This is a genomic window from Pseudonocardia sp. HH130629-09 (genome assembly GCF_001294645.1).
GTDB lineage: Bacteria > Actinomycetota > Actinomycetes > Mycobacteriales > Pseudonocardiaceae > Pseudonocardia.
The window spans coordinates 2,590,295-2,607,594 of sequence record NZ_CP011868.1; the positions used below are offsets into that span (position 1 = coordinate 2,590,295).

General features: G+C 74.8%; 16 protein-coding genes and 3 pseudogenes. 12 read left to right on the forward strand and 7 right to left on the reverse strand.

All coding sequences use genetic code 11. The features are described from left to right. Nucleotides 1–4: 4 nt before the first annotated feature. Nucleotides 5–439, reverse strand: a complete 435-nt coding sequence (locus XF36_RS11925) for a TIGR03668 family PPOX class F420-dependent oxidoreductase (protein WP_060712032.1) — start codon at nt 437–439, stop codon at nt 5–7. Between the two features lie 5 nt (nt 440–444). Beyond that, nucleotides 445–1,329 (reverse strand): SMP-30/gluconolactonase/LRE family protein, encoded by an 885-nt coding sequence (locus XF36_RS11930; protein WP_060712033.1) that lies wholly within the window; start codon nt 1,327–1,329, stop codon nt 445–447. An 81-nt stretch (nt 1,330–1,410) separates the two neighbouring features. Here XF36_RS11930 and XF36_RS11935 point away from each other — a divergent pair, with 81 nt between their 5' ends. From XF36_RS11935 to XF36_RS11945, 3 genes are all read left to right on the forward strand, one after another. Next, nucleotides 1,411–2,397, forward strand: a complete 987-nt coding sequence (locus tag XF36_RS11935; protein ID WP_060714629.1) for a pirin family protein — start codon at nt 1,411–1,413, stop codon at nt 2,395–2,397. A gap of 123 nt (nt 2,398–2,520) precedes the next feature. Beyond that, nucleotides 2,521–2,808: an ArsR/SmtB family transcription factor gene (locus XF36_RS11940; protein WP_238589322.1), complete on the forward strand. Its 288-nt coding sequence runs from the start codon at nt 2,521–2,523 to the stop codon at nt 2,806–2,808. Beyond that, entirely contained in the window at nt 2,805–3,290 is a 486-nt protein-coding gene (locus XF36_RS11945; RefSeq protein ID WP_060712035.1) for an SRPBCC family protein, read from the forward strand. The genes XF36_RS11940 and XF36_RS11945 overlap by 4 nt, the downstream gene beginning before the upstream one ends. Here XF36_RS11945 and XF36_RS11950 read toward each other — a convergent pair. Continuing rightward, nucleotides 3,254–4,069, reverse strand: a complete 816-nt coding sequence (locus tag XF36_RS11950) for a helix-turn-helix domain-containing protein (RefSeq protein ID WP_145981339.1) — start codon at nt 4,067–4,069, stop codon at nt 3,254–3,256. The genes XF36_RS11945 and XF36_RS11950 overlap by 37 nt on opposite strands. Nucleotides 4,070–4,243: 174 nt before the next feature. Between XF36_RS11950 and XF36_RS11955 the strand changes: the two genes are divergently transcribed. From XF36_RS11955 to XF36_RS11970, 5 genes and pseudogenes are all read left to right on the forward strand, one after another. Next, nucleotides 4,244–5,170, forward strand: coding sequence for a VOC family protein (locus XF36_RS11955; protein WP_238589229.1), 927 nt, complete (start codon nt 4,244–4,246; stop codon nt 5,168–5,170). A gap of 74 nt (nt 5,171–5,244) precedes the next feature. Next, nucleotides 5,245–5,694, forward strand: a pseudogene (locus XF36_RS30330) (alpha/beta hydrolase); the annotation flags it as partial. A 127-nt stretch (nt 5,695–5,821) separates the two neighbouring features. Beyond that, the gene (locus XF36_RS11960; protein WP_060712038.1) at nt 5,822–8,905 is read left to right on the forward strand and encodes a DEAD/DEAH box helicase; all 3,084 of its coding nucleotides are present in this window, start codon (nt 5,822–5,824) and stop codon (nt 8,903–8,905) included. After that, on the forward strand, nt 8,898–9,725 hold the full coding sequence (locus tag XF36_RS11965) for an SWIM zinc finger family protein (protein ID WP_060712039.1): 828 nt from the start codon (nt 8,898–8,900) through the stop codon (nt 9,723–9,725). Before XF36_RS11960 ends, XF36_RS11965 begins: the two co-directional genes overlap by 8 nt. Before the next feature lie 90 nt (nt 9,726–9,815). Continuing rightward, the gene (locus XF36_RS11970; protein ID WP_145981340.1) at nt 9,816–10,325 is read left to right on the forward strand and encodes a hypothetical protein; all 510 of its coding nucleotides are present in this window, start codon (nt 9,816–9,818) and stop codon (nt 10,323–10,325) included. Nucleotides 10,326–10,759: 434 nt separating this feature from the next. Here XF36_RS11970 and XF36_RS11975 read toward each other — a convergent pair whose 3' ends face one another. Continuing rightward, entirely contained in the window at nt 10,760–11,092 is a 333-nt protein-coding gene (locus XF36_RS11975) for a DUF3817 domain-containing protein (RefSeq protein ID WP_060712041.1), read from the reverse strand. Nucleotides 11,093–11,267: 175 nt separating this feature from the next. Between XF36_RS11975 and XF36_RS11980 the strand changes: the two genes are divergently transcribed. Beyond that, the gene (locus tag XF36_RS11980) at nt 11,268–11,846 is read left to right on the forward strand and encodes a TIGR03086 family metal-binding protein (RefSeq protein WP_193394008.1); all 579 of its coding nucleotides are present in this window, start codon (nt 11,268–11,270) and stop codon (nt 11,844–11,846) included. 65 nt (nt 11,847–11,911) lie between these two features. After that, nucleotides 11,912–12,607 (forward strand): annotated as a pseudogene (locus tag XF36_RS34005) (LLM class flavin-dependent oxidoreductase); the annotation flags it as partial. Between the two features lie 111 nt (nt 12,608–12,718). On the opposite strand, the pseudogene XF36_RS34010 reads toward XF36_RS34005, so the two are convergent. Then, nucleotides 12,719–12,865: pseudogene (locus XF36_RS34010) on the reverse strand (hypothetical protein); the annotation flags it as partial. Here XF36_RS34010 and XF36_RS11990 point away from each other — a divergent pair. Both XF36_RS11990 and XF36_RS11995 read left to right on the forward strand, forming a co-directional pair. After that, a complete protein-coding gene (locus XF36_RS11990; protein WP_145981341.1) occupies nt 12,864–13,370 on the forward strand; it encodes a DUF309 domain-containing protein in 507 nt (168 codons plus the stop codon). The pseudogene XF36_RS34010 and the gene XF36_RS11990 overlap by 2 nt on opposite strands. Nucleotides 13,371–13,493: 123 nt before the next feature. Continuing rightward, nucleotides 13,494–15,008, forward strand: coding sequence for a GDSL-type esterase/lipase family protein (locus XF36_RS11995; RefSeq protein ID WP_060712045.1), 1,515 nt, complete (start codon nt 13,494–13,496; stop codon nt 15,006–15,008). A 28-nt stretch (nt 15,009–15,036) separates the two neighbouring features. Here the strand turns inward: XF36_RS11995 and XF36_RS12000 are convergent, their stop codons facing one another. Both XF36_RS12000 and XF36_RS12005 read right to left on the reverse strand, forming a co-directional pair. After that, nucleotides 15,037–16,116, reverse strand: a complete 1,080-nt coding sequence (locus XF36_RS12000) for a dipeptidase (RefSeq protein WP_060712046.1) — start codon at nt 16,114–16,116, stop codon at nt 15,037–15,039. Nucleotides 16,117–16,123: 7 nt separating this feature from the next. After that, nucleotides 16,124–17,248, reverse strand: coding sequence for an NDMA-dependent alcohol dehydrogenase (locus tag XF36_RS12005; protein WP_060712047.1), 1,125 nt, complete (start codon nt 17,246–17,248; stop codon nt 16,124–16,126). Nucleotides 17,249–17,300 lie beyond the last annotated feature (52 nt).

The following is a 17,300-nucleotide window of genomic DNA, read 5'->3' on the forward strand; positions in this document are numbered from 1 at the left end:
GTGATCACGGGGGCGGGGTGGCGGTCCAGGCGGTCCAGCGGGTCGGGGTCAGGGCGACGACCGGGCCCTCAGGGGGACGGGCGGCGTAGGGGGCGTACCGGTCGGCCAGTGCCGCGACGGCGCGGGAGTGCAGGTCGCCGTCGTCGTGGATCGCGGCGGTGGCGTCGAGACGGACCCACCACAGCCGGGTCCAGTCCTCGTCGTAGTGGTCGGCCAGCAACGCCACCCGCGGGTCGGCCTCGATGTCGCGCAGCCGCGCGAGCCTGCGGTGCCGCTTGGGCTTGACGTCGTCGACGGCCGACACCACCAGTCCGTCGGCCAGGGCGAAGGTGATCGGCACCAGGCGCGGGGTGCCGTCGGTCGCACGGATCGTCGCGAGCCGCGCCACCCGCGCGCCGGTCAGCAGCGCGCGGGCGGCGGTCTCGTCGGGGGAGGGCACAGCGGTCAGGCCGCGGGGACGGCCACACGCACGGCGAGCAGCTGCGCCAGGCGTGTGTCGCGGCGCTCGTGCTCGGCGAACCCGGGGGCCGTGCAGAGGAACAGGGTGCGGCCGTCGTCGCCACCGAGGGCGCAGGCGTACGTGCCGACCTGCCCGGTGGACACCTCGCCGTCGACGAGACCGCCGGGCCGGACCCGGATCGCGCGGTTGCCGACGGCGTCGGCGACCCAGATCGCCCCCTCGGCGTCGGGGACGGAGATCCCGTCCGGGGCGACGGTCAGCTCGGCGATGGCGTCGGACGGGTCCTCCGCGGCCGACGGCGGGCCGAACAGGGCCCAGTCCCGGCGCGGGCCGAGCGTGCCGTCGTCGCCGATCGCGAAGGCGGACAGCCGGTTGCCGAAGGTCTCGGCGACGACGAGGTCCCCGCCGGTCAGTGCGGGCCCGTTCGCGAAGTGCAACGGCTCGCTCGCGACCGACACGGTGCCGTCGGGCGCCACGCGCAGCAGCGGGGCCGCGGCGCGCGGGGCACCGTTCATCAGGTCGAAGCCGAAAGTGCCCACCCAGAGCCCGCCGCCGTCGTCGACGATCATGTCGTTGAGCAGGTGCTCGGTGTGGCCGGACAGGTCGGCGTGGGTGACCAGGGTGCCGTCGGACTCGCGGCGCAGGATCCGCCGGTCGCGCATGGACACCACGGCCAGCCGTCCGTCGGGCAGCCAGCCCAGCCCCGACGGCTGCTGCGGCACCTCGGCCTCGGTGCGCAGGTCCGACCCGTCGGCGCGGGCCGAGAGCACCCGGTGGGTGTAGAAGTCGCTGAGCCAGATCCTCCCGTCGTGCCAGCGTGGGCCCTCGAGGAACGACATGTCCGACAGCACCGTCGACAGCTCCGCCATGGTGATCAGTCTGGCCCGCCGGGAATCGGGACGCCAGCGCAGTCGTTGACCGTGCAACAACCACCGACCGTGGAGGTCCCGATGCCCGCCGTCTCCGTCGCCGACGTCAGCGCCCTGCCCCGCGTGCCCGTTCCGGGCCCGACCGACCTGAACCGGGGCGTCCGCAGCGTCACCACCGCCCCGCGCGGCTACGAGGGCGAGGGCTTCCCGGTCCGCCGCGCCTTCCAGGGTGTGGACCTGCGCGACCTCGACCCGTTCCTGCACATGGACCAGATGGGCGAGGTCGAGTACGCCCCGGGCGAGCCGAAGGGCACTTCCTGGCACCCGCACCGCGGGTTCGAGACCGTCACCTACATCATCGACGGGACCTTTGAGCACGGTGACAGCCACGGCGGCGGCGGGACGATCACCGACGGCGACACCCAGTGGATGACCGCGGGCTCGGGCCTGCTGCACATCGAGCGCCCGCCGGAGTCGCTGGTGCGCAGCGGCGGCCTGTTCCACGGCCTGCAGCTGTGGGTGAACCTGCCGCGCGCGGACAAGTGGCTGCCGCCGAAGTACCAGGACCTGCGCGGCGGCGAGTCCGCGCTGGTCACCACGCCCGACGGCGGCGCACTGCTGCGGGTGATCGCCGGCGACGTCGCCGGCGTGTCCGGGCCGGGCTCGACGCACACCCCGATGGCGATGGTGCACGCCACCCTCTCCCCCGGCGCGCAGCTGCGGCTGCCCTGGCCGTGGCCGTACAACGCGCTGGTCTACGTGCTGTCCGGGGCGGGCACGGTCGGTGCCGACCGGCGCCCGGTCCGGACCGGTCAGCTCGCGGTCTTCGGGCCCGGGGACCTGGTCACCGTCGAGGGCGACACCGCGCAGGAGGCCCGCCACCCGTCGCTGGACGTCGTGGTGCTGGGCGGGCAGCCGATCCGTGAGCCCGTCGCCTGGGCAGGGCCGTTCGTGATGAACACCCGCGAGGAGGTCCAGCAGGCGTTCGAGGACTACCAGAGCGGCCGTCTCGGCGTGGTGCCGTCGGACTACGTGCCGCACGGGTCGCTCCCCGGCTCGTTCAACTGATGGATTGAATACGAGCCCTCCCCGCGCTACGGTCTGTTCAACCTCGAGGTTGAACGAGGAGGAGACGTGGAGGACCGGCTGAACCGGGTCTTCGCCGCGCTGGCGGACCCGATCCGGCGCGACATGGTGGCCCGGCTGGCGACGGCCGACGCGACCGTGAACGAGCTGGCCGCGCCCTACGACGTCACCGTGCAGGCCGTCTCCAAGCACGTCCGGGTGCTGGAGGACGCCGGGCTGGTCCGGCGCAGCCGGCAGGCCCAGCGCCGTCCGGTGCACCTGGAGGCGGAGGTCTTCGACCTGATGACGGCCTGGATCGAGCGGTACCGGCGGCAGGTGGAAGAGCGCTACGCGCGCCTCGACGCCCTGCTCGCCGAGGAGACCGCGCCCACCGAGCACGAGGAGACGGCATGAGCACCACCGGCACCCGCGGCACCGCCATCGACACCGTCGAGGACCTGCCCGCCATCCGCGTCACGCGGGAGTTCGACGCACCGCCCGAGCGGGTCTTCCGCGCCCACGTCGAGGTGGACGAGGTGCGACGCTGGCTCGGCCCGCGCAGGCTGCGGATGACCGTGGACCGCTGGGACGCGGTGACCGGCGGCGGCTACCGCTACACCCACGCCGACGACGACGGGGAGTACCGCTTCTTCGGCTCGTTCCACGAGGTCCGGGCCCCGGAGCGGATCGTGCAGACCTTCACCTTCGAGGGCTTCGGCGACAGCGTCTGTCTGGAGACGATGACACTGACCCCGCTGCCCGGTGACCGGACCCGGCTGGTCGCGGAGTCGCTGTTCGACTCCTGGGCGGCCCGGGACGCGATGCTGGCCTCGGGCATGGAGGTCGGGGTGAACGAGGGCTACGAGCGACTCGACGAGCTGCTGGCCTCGCGGTAGGCCGCCGGGGTCAGCCCGGTCGCGCGCTTGAACACCTGCCCGAAGTGCGACGGACCGCGGAACCCCCACCGCGACCCGATCGCCGCGGCGGGCACGTCGGCCAGCGCGGGGTCGGCCAGGTCGCGCCGGCACATCTCGACCCGCCGCGCACGGATCCAGGCCGCGGCGCTCGTCCCGGTCCCGGCGAACAGGTTGTGCAGGTGGCGGGCCGAGACGAAGTGCGCGGCGGCGATCCCGGCGAGGGCGAGGTCCGGGTCGCCGAGGTTCGCCTCGATGTGGGCGTTGATCCGGTCCAGCAGGTCGCAGTGCGGGGCGGGTTCGACCCCGGCCACGCTCCGCAGCAGCACCCCGACCAGGTCCACCGCGTGCCGCACCGCGACGGCGGCGTGCGGACCCATGGCGAGCCGGTGGGTGTCGAGGTGGCACAGGGTGTCGCACACGTAGCCGGCCAGGCCGGGACCCGCCTCGAACGCCGTGCCCGCCACCCCGGGGAGCGGCTCACCGCGGGGCTCGACGCGGTCGCGGGGGAACCGCACGCACAGCGCGCGGAACGCCCCGTCCGCGGTGGGCGTGCCCGGACGGGCCGGGTCCAGCAGCGCCCACCGCCCGGGGACCAGCGGCTCGCCGTCGCCGAGCAGGGCACTGCCCGCGAGTGCCACGACCAGGACGAGACGGTCGTCGCCGGGGGCGGGCAGGTCGCCGGTGACGGTGGCGAACTCGACGCCGTCCGGTCCGGGAGCTGAGCCGGAGTGGGTGGGACGGTCGGCGACGGTCGTCATCGGCGGCTCCTGGTCGTGCTGGTGGCCGCCCACAGCCTAGTCACGCAGCAGCCGCCCGGCGGGCCGCGGCGGGCGTGCATTCCGACGACAGCGGTCTGCGCCCGTCGGCGATGTGCCGCGGCCGCGGCGTTCCTAGCGTCTCCGAACGTGGCTCATGTCGAAGGCTCCCACCATGTGACCCTGTCCGTCGCCGGCGCCCAGGAGGACGTCGACTTCCACACGAAGATCCTCGGCATGCGCTTCATCAAGCGCACCGTGCTGTTCGACGGCTCGCTGCCGATCTACCACCTCTACTACTCCAACGCCGACGGCGACCCGTCCAGCGTCGTCACCACGTTCCCGTGGGCGCAGGCTGGCCAGTTCGGCACCCGCGGCACCAACCAGGCCCGCGAGGTGCTGCTGTCGGTGCCGGAGGCCTCCCTGGACTTCTGGGCGCAACGGCTGCGCTCCCACGACGTCGAGGTCGCCGACGTCGAGCGGTTCGACCAGCGGCGGCTCGCGTTCGCCCACCCGTCGGGCATCGAGTACCAGTTCGTCGCGAACGCCGCCGACCCGCGCCGCGGCTACGAGGGCAACGGGGTCTCGGCCGAGCACGCGATCCACGGCATCCACGGCGTCGGGGTGCACATGACCACCCCGGACCGGATGGTCGAGTTCGCCGACACCTCGTTCTTCGCCCAGGGCGCCCCCGCCGAGGACGGCGACGTGGTCGGGCTGCGGATCGGCGACGCGAAGGTCGGCAACCACCTGGAGATCACCGTCAACCGCCGCGACGACCAGGGCACCTGGCGCTACGGCGCGGGCACCTACCACCACTTCGCCTGGAACGTGTCCGACCTGGCGAACCAGGACGCGGTGAAGTTCGACATCGAGGGCGCCGGCTACACCGACATCTCCGAGCTCAAGGACCGCAAGTACTTCAAGAGCGTCTACGTCCGCACGCCGAGCGGGGCGCTGTTCGAGCTGGCCGTCACCCACGAGGAGGGCGGCTGGACCTGCGACGAGTCGCCGCACGAGCTCGGCACCCGGTTCCAGCTGCCCGAGCAGTTCGAGGACCGGCGCGAGGAGATCTTCGCCAAGCTGGAACCGATCGAGGGCTGATGACCACCTGGGGGGACCCGGACGCGCCGCTGGTCGTGCTCGCCCTGCACGGGCGGGGCCGCGACCCCGACGACATGCGGGCCACCGCGGCCCGGCTCGGGGACGTGCCCGCCCGGTTCGTCGCGCCGGCGGCACCGGCACGACAGTGCTGCCTGCGGGGCGGCAGCTGGTACCCGAAGCCGTTCCTGGAGCCGTTCGACGAGAACCGGGACGCGCTGCTGCGCGCGCTCGACGTCGTCGACGACCGGCTGGCCCGGCTGGCGGACGCCGGTGTCGGCCGGGACCGGGTCGTGCTGTGGGGGTTCTCCCAGGGCGCCTGCTTGGCCGCGCACCACCTGCTGGTGCGCGACCCGCGCCCGTGCGCTCGGCTGGTGCTGTTCACCGGCGGCTTCGTCGGACCAGACCCGGTCCCGGCGCCGCCGGGCGGCTCGCTGGCCCCGACGCCCGCGGTGCTGCGGTCGATCTCGCGCGCCCCGTGGGTACCGGCGCACCGGGTGGAGGAGACGGCGTCGCTGCTGGTCGCCGGGGGTGCGCGGGTGGACCTGCGGATCGACGACGGCGACGAGCACGTGATCACCGACGAGGCGTGCGCGGCAGCAGCGGGACTCCCGCACGCGGCCGCTGTCGGGGGGTCGCCTCTAGCGTGGGGGTGTGTTCGTCGTCCACGCCCTGCACTCCCCCGCCCGCGGCGTCCTGCTGTGGGCGGAGGACGGCGAGCGCACCCCGCGCACCGACCGGCGGTCGCTGCGCACGGCGCGGCCGCACCCTTTCGCGGTGCCGTCGGACGAGCTGGCCGCGATCCATCCGGGCAAGCCGTCGTCGGTGACGGTGCTGCTGCCCTCGCAGCCGTCGGGCCCGCAGGACTCCCCCGGGCTGGTCCGCTCCCGGCCACGTACCCGGAGCCGGGCCACGCCGACGCTGGCGCCGTGGACGGTGCCGGCGGTGGTCGTCGACCCCTCCGAGCTGACCGACCCCTCCGACGAGGTCCGCTACGGCGCCGGGTTCGCCCATCTCGCCGACCTCGCCCGGCTCGCCGGGGAGCTCGCGGCGCGCGGCCGGGTGCTGCCGGTGCTGCTGACCGAGTCCGGGCGACCCGCGGCACGCTGGCGCCCGGTCGTCCAGGGTGTCGACGCGGTGGCCCGGGCGGACCTGGTGCGGCGGCTGCCGCCGGTCGCGCGGGCCGAGCAGCGGCGCCCGGGCGATGTCGCCGGGCAGGACCCGGACGCCCTGGTCGACGCCGCGCTGGCCCGGTTCACCGACGCCGCGGTCCGCGAGCGGCTGGGGCGCAGCGCCGCGATGCCGCTCCCGCTGCCCGCCCGCGCGGACGCCCCGGCGGCGTTGCTGCACGCGCTGACCGGGCCGTCGGCCGACCTGCCCGCGACCGGGGCCGGGCTGCAGGCGCTGCGCGAGGCGCTGTCGGTGTGGGAGGACGTCGGTCGCGAGCAGCCCGGCGCCGCCACCGCCCTGTTCCGGCTCGCCGAGGTGTCCACGCTGCACGACCCGGCGGACCCCGGTCCGGACCTCGACGACCAGACCGGTGACGGCACCCGGTGGGAGCTGCACTTCGCGCTGCGCTCCACCGAGGACCCGAGCCTGGTGTTCGACGCGGCCGGGGTGTGGGCCGGCGAGGCCGACGCCCTGGTCACCGGCGCGCAGGACGTGCTGCTGGCCGAGCTGGGGCGGGCCGCCCAGGTGCTGCCCGGGCTGGTGCCCGCGCTGCGCCGGGCCCGGCCGACCGGCCTCCCGCTCGACGTCGCCGGCGCGCACCGGTTCCTCACCCGGGACGCACCGGCGCTGCTGGCGGCCGGGTTCGGGGTGGCGCTGCCGCGCGGCTGGGACGGGCGCCGCCCACTGGGGCTGCGGCTCTCGGCGTCGTCGGCCCCCGCCCCGGGGGTGATCACCCGCGGCGGGCTGGGGCGTGACGAGCTGGCGGAGTTCCGGTGGTCGCTCGCCGTCGGTGACGAGGAGCTGGGCGAGTCCGAGATCGCCGCGCTGGTGGCGGCGAAGGCACCGCTGGTCCGCCTGCGCGGACGCTGGGTCGCCGTCGACGCCGAGGCACTGGCGCAGGGGCTGGACTTCCTGCGCCGCCACCGGGACCGGCAGCCCACCGTCGGGGAGGTGCTGGCCGCGGCCCGTGGCGACGCGGACGCCCCGCTGCCGGTGACCGACGTGTCCGCCCGCGGGCACCTCGGGGCGCTGCTGGAGGGCACCGCCGACCGGGCGCTGACGCCGGTGCCGTCCCCGCCGGGGTTCACCGCGACGCTGCGTCCCTACCAGGAGCGCGGGGTGGCGTGGCTGGCGTTCCTGTCGTCGCTGGGGCTGGGGGCCTGCCTGGCCGACGACATGGGGCTCGGCAAGACCGTGCAGCTGCTGGCCCTGGAGGCCCACGACCGCGCCGGTGGGCCGACCGGCGCCCCGACCCTGATCGTGTGCCCGATGTCGATGGTCGGCACCTGGCAGCGGGAGGCCGCGACGTTCGCCCCCGGCCTGCGGGTCCACGCCCACCACGGTGCCGCCCGTCCGCGCGGCGACGCGCTGCACGCCCGGCTCGGCGCGGCGGACCTCGTCGTCACCACCTACGCGACCGCGACCCGCGACGCGGAGGACCTGCGGGCGTGGCGGTTCCACCGGCTCGTCCTCGACGAGGCCCAGATGATCAAGAACGCGCACGCGGCGGCGTCGCGCACGATGCGCTCGTTCGACGCGGGCCACCGGGTCGCGCTGACCGGCACCCCGATGGAGAACCGGCTGGCCGAGCTGTGGTCGGTGATGGACTTCCTCAACCCGGGCGTGCTCGGGGTCCCGGAGGTGTTCCGGCAGCGGTTCGCGGTGCCGATCGAGCGTCACCGCGACGCCGGGACCGCCCGCACGCTGCGCCGGATCACCCGGCCCTACCTGCTCCGGCGGGTCAAGACCGATCCCACGGTGATCGACGACCTGCCGGAGAAGATCGAGATCGTGGCCGACCACCGGCTCACCCGGGAGCAGGCGTCGCTGTACCGGACCGTCGTCGACGACATGATGGAGAAGATCGAGGACAGCGACGGCATCGAGCGCCGCGGCAACGTGCTGGCCGCGATGACCAAGCTCAAACAGGTCTGCAACCACCCCGCCCAGCTGCTGCACGACGGGTCCCCGATCCACCGGGCCGGCGGGCGGCACCGCTCGGGCAAGGTCGCCCGGCTGGAGGAGATCCTGGAGCCGGTGCTCGCCGCCGGGGACCGGGCGCTGCTGTTCACCCAGTACACCGAGTTCGCCGCCATGCTGCGCCCGCACCTGTCGGCGCGGTTCGACACCGAGGTGCTCTACCTGCACGGCGGCATCCCGAAGAAGCGGCGCGACGAGATGGTCGCCCGGTTCCAGTCCGGGGAGGGGCCGCAGCTGTTCCTGCTGTCGCTGCGCGCGGGCGGCACCGGGCTCACGCTCACCGCGGCGAACCACGTGATCCACCTGGACCGGTGGTGGAACCCGGCGGTGGAGGACCAGGCCACCGACCGGGCGTTCCGGATCGGGCAGCGGCGCGCGGTGCAGGTGCGCCGGTTCGTGTGCCCGGGCACGGTCGAGGAGCGGATCGAGGAGCTGGTCACGTCGAAGCGGTCGCTGTCGGACATGGTGGTGACCGGCGGGGAGGACTGGCTGACGTCGCTGTCGACCGCCGAGCTGCGCGAGGTGTTCGCGCTCGGCTCCGACGCGGTGGCCGAACCCGACGATGACACCGGGGACGGCGATGAGTGACCGGCCGTTCTGGGCGCAGGAGGACTTCACCGGTGGGCCGCCGCGCCGCGTCGAGGGCGGGATCCGGATCCATGCGACGAGGGGCGCGGTCGCCCGGACCTGGTGGTCGGGGCGGTTCCTGGCCGTGCTGGAGCGGCTCGGCGTCGGCGGGCGGCTCTCGCGTGGCCGCAGCTACGCCCGGTCGGGGCAGATCGTGTCGCTCGACGTCGACGCGGGCGCGGTGGTCGCGCTGGTCCAGGGCACCCGACCGCAGCCCTACCGGGTCCGGATCGGGCTGCGGGTCTGGGACAAGACCGAGTGGCGGCGCGTGGAGGAGGCCCTGGCCGCCGACGCCTGGTACACCGCGGCCCTGCTGGCGGGGACCGTGCCCCCGGAGATCGAGGAGCTGCTCGACGGCCTGGAGCTGTCGCTGTTCCCGGCCGAGGGCGCCGACCTCTCGCAGGACTGCTCGTGCCCGGACCACACGGTGCCGTGCAAGCACCTGGCCGCGGTGTTCTACGTGCTGGCCGAGCGCTGCGACACCGACCCGTTCACCCTGCTGACGCTGCGCGGACGAGACCGGGACGCGCTGCTGGAGCGGTTGCGGGCCGAACGCGACAGCACCGACGGCCCGGCCGCACCGGCCGGGCCGGTGCCGCTGGCGGACCTGCTGGACCGCTTCTGGGAGGGCGCGGCCGGGTCCGCTCCCCCGCGTCCGCCGGACACCGGGCCGGGCGCGGTGCTGGACCAGGTTCCCGAGCCGCCGCTGCGGGCCGGCGGTGGGCGGCTGACCGACGCGTTGCGGCCGGTGTACGAGGCGCTGGCCCACCCGGACGCATGAGGAGCCGGGCGGAGCAGCTGTTCGCGCTGCCCAGCGTGGAGGCCGACGGGATCCGTGCCCGACGTGACGCACCACAGACGGGAGGCCGGGATGCGTAGCCCGTGGACGGCCCTGCGCACGTCGCAGGAGCAGATCAGGAACGAGACCGACGAGCGCGCGGAGCTGGTGCAGCTGCGACGGCGCTGCCTGGAGCTGCAGGCGGTGGTGGTCGCCGGGGGGCTCGGCATGGTCACCCTGCTGGGCCACCCGCTCGGACTGCGGGACGCATCCGGGGCGACCTGGTCCGGTGCCGCGCTCGTACTGGTGGTGGCCCTGCTCGCCGTGTGGCTGGTCGCGCGGGCGATCGGCCGACGGCGGTACGGGACGCACGTGACGCCCGAGCGGGATCGTGCGGAGACCCTTCGCGCACTGCTGCTGCCGCTGTTCGTGGTCGTCGCCGGGGCCGCCCACTGGTCGGTGGGCGGGTGGGTGGGTGGCGACCTCGCCGACACGGGGTTCTACGTCGGAGTGCTCGCCATCGCCATGAGTGCAGGACTGGGGCCGCGTCTGTGGTTGATCCGGAAGCCCGCCCCGGGCGAAGACCGAGCCGGAGAAATGTGAGGGCCCGGTCGCCGTGGTCGAGCGACCGGGCCCTCGTCCCGAACTGACGCGCCGCTCCCACCACGAAGCGACACGTGAAACTTAGCCAAGGCTTACCTACGTTGTCAACGGCCTCCACCGGATTCCCCAGCAGCGTTCCCGAACGACCGACGAGCCGTCCGTGCCGTGGCGCGCGAGCAGACCCCAGCCGACGCTCGTGACCTCGCCGTACCCGCCGGGGGCGCCGTGACACCGGGGGCGTGGACACCGAGGCCGCAGCACCGGCGAAACGGCACCCGCACGGACCCCGGAACGCGGGACGGCCCGGCCGCTGTGGTCGATGCGGCCGGGCCGTGTTCCCGAACTGACGCGCCGCTCCCACCACGAAGCGACCTCCTGAAGTTAGCCTAGGCTTACCTCAAGAGTCAAGAGCGGCGCGCGGATCCGGGACGACCTCAGCCGGCGACGGCCCGGGCACGGGCCGGGTCGAGGCGGCCGGTGGACCCGGCGTGGCGCTCGAACCAGATCGTCGTCAGCGGCGGGATGCTGGCGAGCAGCCCGATCACCGTGGTGCGCAGGTCCCAGCGGAACAGCCGCGCGGTCCACAGCGTGACGAGCACGTAGGCGATGAACAGCGCACCGTGGATCGGCCCCATGACCTGCACCCCGACCTCGGTGGTGGCCAGCACCCACTTGACGAACATGCCGATCAGCAGACCGGTCCAGGACAGCGCCTCGGCGATCGCCACGGCGCGGAAGACCTTGGCGACGAGGGACGGGTCGTTCATGACGGGGGCTTCCTCCAGTCGGACGGGACGTCTGGCGTCCACTCTGCCGTATTCCCCGCCCCACCTTCTACCGGGTGTCGAAATACACGCCGTGCGATGAGATCCGACGCCGTGGCCGGTCGGAGTGGGCAGGGCCCCCGTCCGTGGGGCGCCGACCCGACCGGAGGTGGCATCCGTGCTCGATCTCGCCCCGACCGCCCGCGCCGTGGCCGACGTCGTCACGGGTGTCCGCGACGACCAGCTCCACGACCCGACCCCGTGCGACGGCATGTCCGTCGCGGCCCTGCTCGACCACCTGCACGGTCTGGCGTGGGCGTTCCGGGTGGCGGCGCAGAAGTCCCCCGAGGCCGCGGGTACCGCGCCGAGCGCCGACGCCGCGCACCTCGTCGCGGACTGGCGTACCGCGATCCCGGCCCGGCTCGACGCGCTGGCGCAGGCCTGGCGCGAGCCAGCAGCCTGGGAGGGGTTCACCGCGGCGGGTGGGCTGGACCTGCCGGCCGACGTCGCCGGGGTCATCGCCCTCGACGAGCTGGTCCTGCACGGCTGGGACCTCGCCGTCGCGACCGGGCGCCCGTTCACCCCGGACGACGACGCCGTCGCCGCCGTCCTGGAGTTCACCGACGCCATGTCCGCACCCGGTCAGGAGGCGTCGCGGGAGGGGTTGTTCGGACCGGTCGTCGCGGTGCCGGCCGACGCGCCGCCGTTCGACCGGGCGCTGGGCAACAGTGGTCGGGACCCGCGCCGGGGCCGCTGACGCGGGTACCGTCGGCCGGTGTGGTCGCCTCCCCGCACGGCAAGGTCCGCATCGGCGTCGGCTCGGTGGGGCTGCGCACCACCGAGCCGGGCTCAGAGTTCGACGAGTTCGTCGACGCCCTCGACCACGCGGGCGTCGACTCGCTGTGGCTGCCCGACCTGGTCTCCGCCCCCGGCGTCGACGCGCTGGTCGGCACCACGTGGGCGGCCGCCCGGACCCGGACGCTCAAGGTCGGCACCGGCGTCACGATCCTGCCCGGCCGCAACCCGATGCTGCTCGCGGCCGAGCTCGCGTCGCTGGCGGTGCTGGCGCCGAAGCGGATCCTGCCGGCGTTCGGCCTGCGCGCGGCGACGCCGTCGGAACGCCAGCTGTTCCCCGTCCCCGGCACCCGGGCCGCAGTGCTCGAGGAGTCCCTGGTGGTGCTGCGCCGGCTGGTGTCCGAGGAGACGGTGACCCACCACGGTGAGTTCTTCACCCTCGACGACGCGTCGGTCGCACCACGCCCGACCCGCCCGCCCGACCTGTGGCTCGGCGGACGTGCCGAGGTCGGGCTGCGCCGGGTCGGCCGGCTCGCCGACGGCTGGCTGGGCAGCTTCCTCACTCCCGACGAGTCCGCCCGCGCCCGCACCGTGATCGAGGCCGCCGCCCGCGACGCGGGCCGGGCGATCGACGACGACCACTACGGCACGAACGTCACCGTCGTGCTGCCCGGCGACGGGTCCGACGCCGCCGCCGAGCAGGCGCTGCACCGGGCCGCCCAGCAGCGGCCCGACGCCGACCCCGAGCAGCTGGTCGCCCGCGGGTGGGACGGTGCCGCCGATCTCCGCGGCGGTCCCCGCGCAGGCGTCGGCCTTGCGGCTGGACACGTAGACCCGCGCCCCGGCCTCGGCGAGACCGCCCGCGATCATGCGGCCGATACCGCTGGTGCCGCCGGTGACCACGGCCACCCTGCCGCGGACGTCGAACAGTTCGGTGATCATGACGCACGCTAACCGGGAAGCTGGCACGCTCGCAGCCATGACCCGTTCCCGCGACCGCGACGGCCGGGGCCGTGCCCGCAACGCCCGCCCCCGCGACGCCGCCGGGCGTCCGCTCCCGCACGGCGCCCCCGGCGTCGAGCGGGTGCCCGAGGACCTGGCGCTCTCCCCCGCCGAGACCGTCACCGAGGCCCAGCGCCTGCTCGACTCGGGCCGGCCGTTCCACGCCCACGAGGTCCTGGAGGGCGCCTGGAAGGACGCCGACGACGACACCCGCGACCTGTGGCGGGCGCTGGCCCAGCTCGCGGTCGGGCTGACCCACGCCCAGCGCGGCAACGCCCGCGGCGCCGTCGCGCTCCTGCGCCGCGGTGCGGAGGGCGTCCGGCTGTGGCGGGTGCTCGACGTCGCCGTCCCGGCCGGGCTGGACCTCGACGGTCTGGTCGCGCACGCGGACGCCCTCGCCGACGACGTCGAGCGGGACGGCACCGCCGCCGTCACCTCGGCACGGCTCGCCCCGCGGCTGCGGGTCACCCGGCCGGGGGTCTGAGCGCCGGGGAGTCCGACGCCACCCCACGACGTCCGTGACTCCGGTACGGCCGCGGGGCCACCATGGCGCCGTGCCCATCCCGACCGCGCCCGTCCCGACCGCGCCGTACGGAGCCCGCTGACGGTGCCGACCCGTGCCACGTCCCGCTCCTGGCCGCGTGCGCTGCTGCGCGAGGCCCGGTCGCTGCCCACGGTGCTGCTGCTCGCGCTGATCGCCGTCGTCGGCGTGCCGCTGGTGATCATGCTGACCCCGGAGAACCACGTCGAGGTGTTCGGCCAGGACGTCGGCGTGGGCGCCAGGGTGCCGCCGCTGACGCTGTCCGGGCCCGCGCAGATCGCCCAGCTCGGCAACGCCGAGTTCGACCTCACGACCGTGCAGGTGTGGGGGCCGATCCGGCCGCGGCTGTCGATCGGGCCGTTGAAGCGGCCCGCCGACAACGGCCCGGTCCTGGGCCCGCACACCGTCGACGGCGCCGGTGACGCGGTCCGCGACCTCGGCGAGGGGTTCGTGACCTGGTACCTGTGGGGCGCCACGGGCATCGTGCTCGTCGCCCTGCTGGGCAGCGGGCTGATGGCGACCGCGCGGCTGCTGGTGGCGCTGCACCGGACCCGCGCCCGCCGGTACCGGCCGGTGCACTGGGACGACCTGGCCGGGCCGATCGGGCGGATGACCGTCGTCGCGGTGACGGCCTCGGTGCTGCTGTGGGCGGGTGCCGGGGTCGCCGCGCTGCACGGCACCCTGACCGGCCTGGGCCGGGTCACCTCGCTGACCGACCTCGTCGGGGCGGCGACGGTCACCCCGTCACCGGTCGGGCCCGCGGTGACCGGGGTCGCGGGCGCGGTGATCGGGGACTCCCGCGCGGCCCGGATCGGCGGTCCTGCGCTGCGCGGCGAGGACGGCACCGTCACCCCGGAGGAACGCGCCTGCGGGCGCAGCACCGACTCCCTCGCCGCCGAGCTCGCCCGGCTGCGTGGCGAGGACGTCCTCAACCTGGCCTGCGCCGGGGCGGGCGTCGCGGCCGGGCTGCGGGGGCCGCAGCTGCGCGAGGGCGTCACCGTCGCCCCGCAGGTCGGGCGGCTCAAGCAGGTCCGGAACCTGCAGTGGGTGGTCGTCGCGGTCGGCCCGAACGACCTGGCCTGGTCGGACTTCCTGCTGTACTGCTACGGCCTCGCCACCTGCGACGACCGGCTCTCCGACGGCGAGTTCGAGTCCCGGCTGGCCGGGTTCGCCCGCGACGTCGGCGCCCTGTTCACCGACCTCGACACGCTGCCGGGCCGCCCGCGGGTGGTGGTCACCCTGTCCTACGACCCGTTCCCGGCCCGGTTCGACCCGGCCTGTGCCGACATGCGCGGACCGGCCGGCACCCCGGGCCTGGACCAGGCCAAGCTCGACCTGCTCGCCGAGCGGAACCGCCGTCTCAACGACGTGCTGACCGACGGCGCCGTCCGCTTCGGGTTCGCCACCGCCGCGCCGGCCCTGGCGCCGCTGTGCGCCCCGGACCGCGACCGGATGCCGCCGGACATCATGGGGCTCGCCACCCCGGACCCGTTCCACCCCACCGCGATCGGGTCGCTGCGCATCGCCGCCTCCGCCGCCGCGGCGCTCGCGTCGGCGCGCCCCGGCGGCGGCACGCCCTGACCCAGGCCTGCCGCCGCCGGGGCGGTGGTCAGGCGTCGGCGTCGCGCAGCACCCGCAGGGCGTTGCGGTGCGCGAGCTTGGCCAGGTCGTCGGCGCTCCACCCGCGGTCGGCGAGCGCGTCGAGCAGCCGCGGGTAGGTCGAGACGTCGGAGAGCTCGTCGGGGAGCTCGGAGGTCCCGTCGAAGTCGCCGCCGATGCCGACGTGGTCGATCCCGGCGGCCTCGCGGAGGTGCTCGACGTGGGCGACGACGTCGGCGAGGGTCGCGCGCGGCGCGGGCGGCCCGTCCCAGGTCGCGACGAACCGGTCGCGGGCGCCGAGGTCGCGGTGGTCGACACCGGCCGCCGCCATGGCCTCGCGCAGCCGGGTGTCCCAGCCGGTGACCGCGGCGGAGACGAAGCGGGGCACGAACGTCGCCATGACCACGCCGCCGTTGCCGGGCAGCGCCTCCAGCACGTCCGCGGGCACGTTGCGCGGGTGGTCGGTGACCGCGCGGGCACCGGAGTGGGTGAACAGCACCGGCCGGGTGCTGACGGCGAGGGCCTGGCGCATCGTCGACGGTGCGACGTGCGACAGGTCGACGATCATGCCGATGCGGTTCATCTCGGCGACGACATCGCGACCGAACGGCGAGAGCCCGTCGTGGCGGGGCGTGTCGGTGGCCGAGTCGGCCCAGTTGTTGTTCAGGTTGTGGGTCAGGGTGAGGTAGCGGACCCCGAGCCCGCGCAGGACCCGCAGCACGGCGAGCGAGTCGGCGATGCAGTGCCCGCCCTCGGCCCCCATCAGGGAGGCGACCCGCCCGGATCCGACGACGGCGTCGACGTCGTCGGCGGTGTCGGCGAACACCAGGGCGTCCGGGTGGGCGGCGAGCAGCCGTCGCACCCGGTCGACCTGGTCGAGGACGGCGGTCACCGCCTCGTCGTGGCCCAGCTCGCCCGGCACGTACACCGACCAGAACTGCGCACCGACCCGCCCGGCACGCAGCCGGGGCAGGTCGGTGTGCAGCCGTCGGTCGCCGGCGGCGACGTCCGGCTCGGCGGTCGGGTCACCCCCGGACAACTCGCGCAGGGCCCAGGGGAGGTCGTTGTGGCCGTCGAGGACGAACGTCATGCCCCCATCAGTAGCGGATGACGCCGCGGACGTTCTTACCGGCGTGCATGTCCTCGTAGGCGGTGGCGACCTGGTCCAGGGTGTAGGTGGTGGTGACCAGCTCGTCGAGCTTCAGCGCGCCGGCCCGGTAGAGCTCCAGCTGCCGCAGGATGTCCCAGTTCGGGTTGGACATGCCGAACATCGCACCCTGGATGCGCTTCTGGAACAGGGTGACGTCGGCCAGCGACACCGGCAGCGGCTCGGTCGAGTTGATGTCCCCCAGCGCGGTGACGACGACGGTGCCCGCCTTGCGGATCGACGCCATCGCCTGCCCGATGTGGTCGGGCTTCACGACGCCGACGGTCACGACGGTCTGGTCGGCGCCCTGACCGTTGGTGAACTGCTTCGCGATCTCGGTGGCCTCCTCCATCGTCTCCACCGCGTGCGTGGCGCCGAGCTCCTGGGCCTTCTCCCGCTTCAGCGCGACCGGGTCGACGGCGATGATGTTCGCCGCGCCGGCGTGCGAGGCGCCCTGGACCGCGTTGATGCCGATGCCGCCGATGCCCATGACGATCGTGGTGTGCCCCGGCTGCACGCCGCCGGCGTTGACCGCGGAGCCCCAGCCGGTGCCGACGCCGCAGCCGACCAGGCAGGCGACCTCCAGCGGGATGTCGTCGGGGACGTTCACGCAGGAGTCCTCCGAGACCAGCGTGGTCTCGCAGAAGGTCGAGATGCCGCACATCTGGCCGACCGGGGTGCCGTCGTCGGCGAGCCGCAGGCGGGTGGTGTTCTCCTCCCAGCGGGTGCCGGCGAGCAGCCCCGCGCCGAGGTCGCACAGGTTCTGCATGCCGCTGGCGCACCAGCGACAGTGCCCGCAGGACGGCAGGAACGAGAAGACGACGTGGTCGCCCTCCTTGAGGCCCTTCTTGTTCGCCCCGGCGCGGGTCACGATGCCGGAGCCCTCGTGGCCGCCGGCGAACGGGTAGGTGCCGACCGGGATGTCGCCGGTGGCGATGTGGTCGTCGGAGTGGCACAGGCCCGACGCGACCATCTTCACCTCGATCTCGCCGGCGCGCGGCTCGTCGAGTTCGAGGTCGACGACCTCGTACTTGCCCGGAGCGCTCCGGACGATTGCTCCACGGGTGTGTTCCACGGTGGTTCTCCTCAGACGTCGTCGTCCAACGGGATGCGCACGCGACGATATG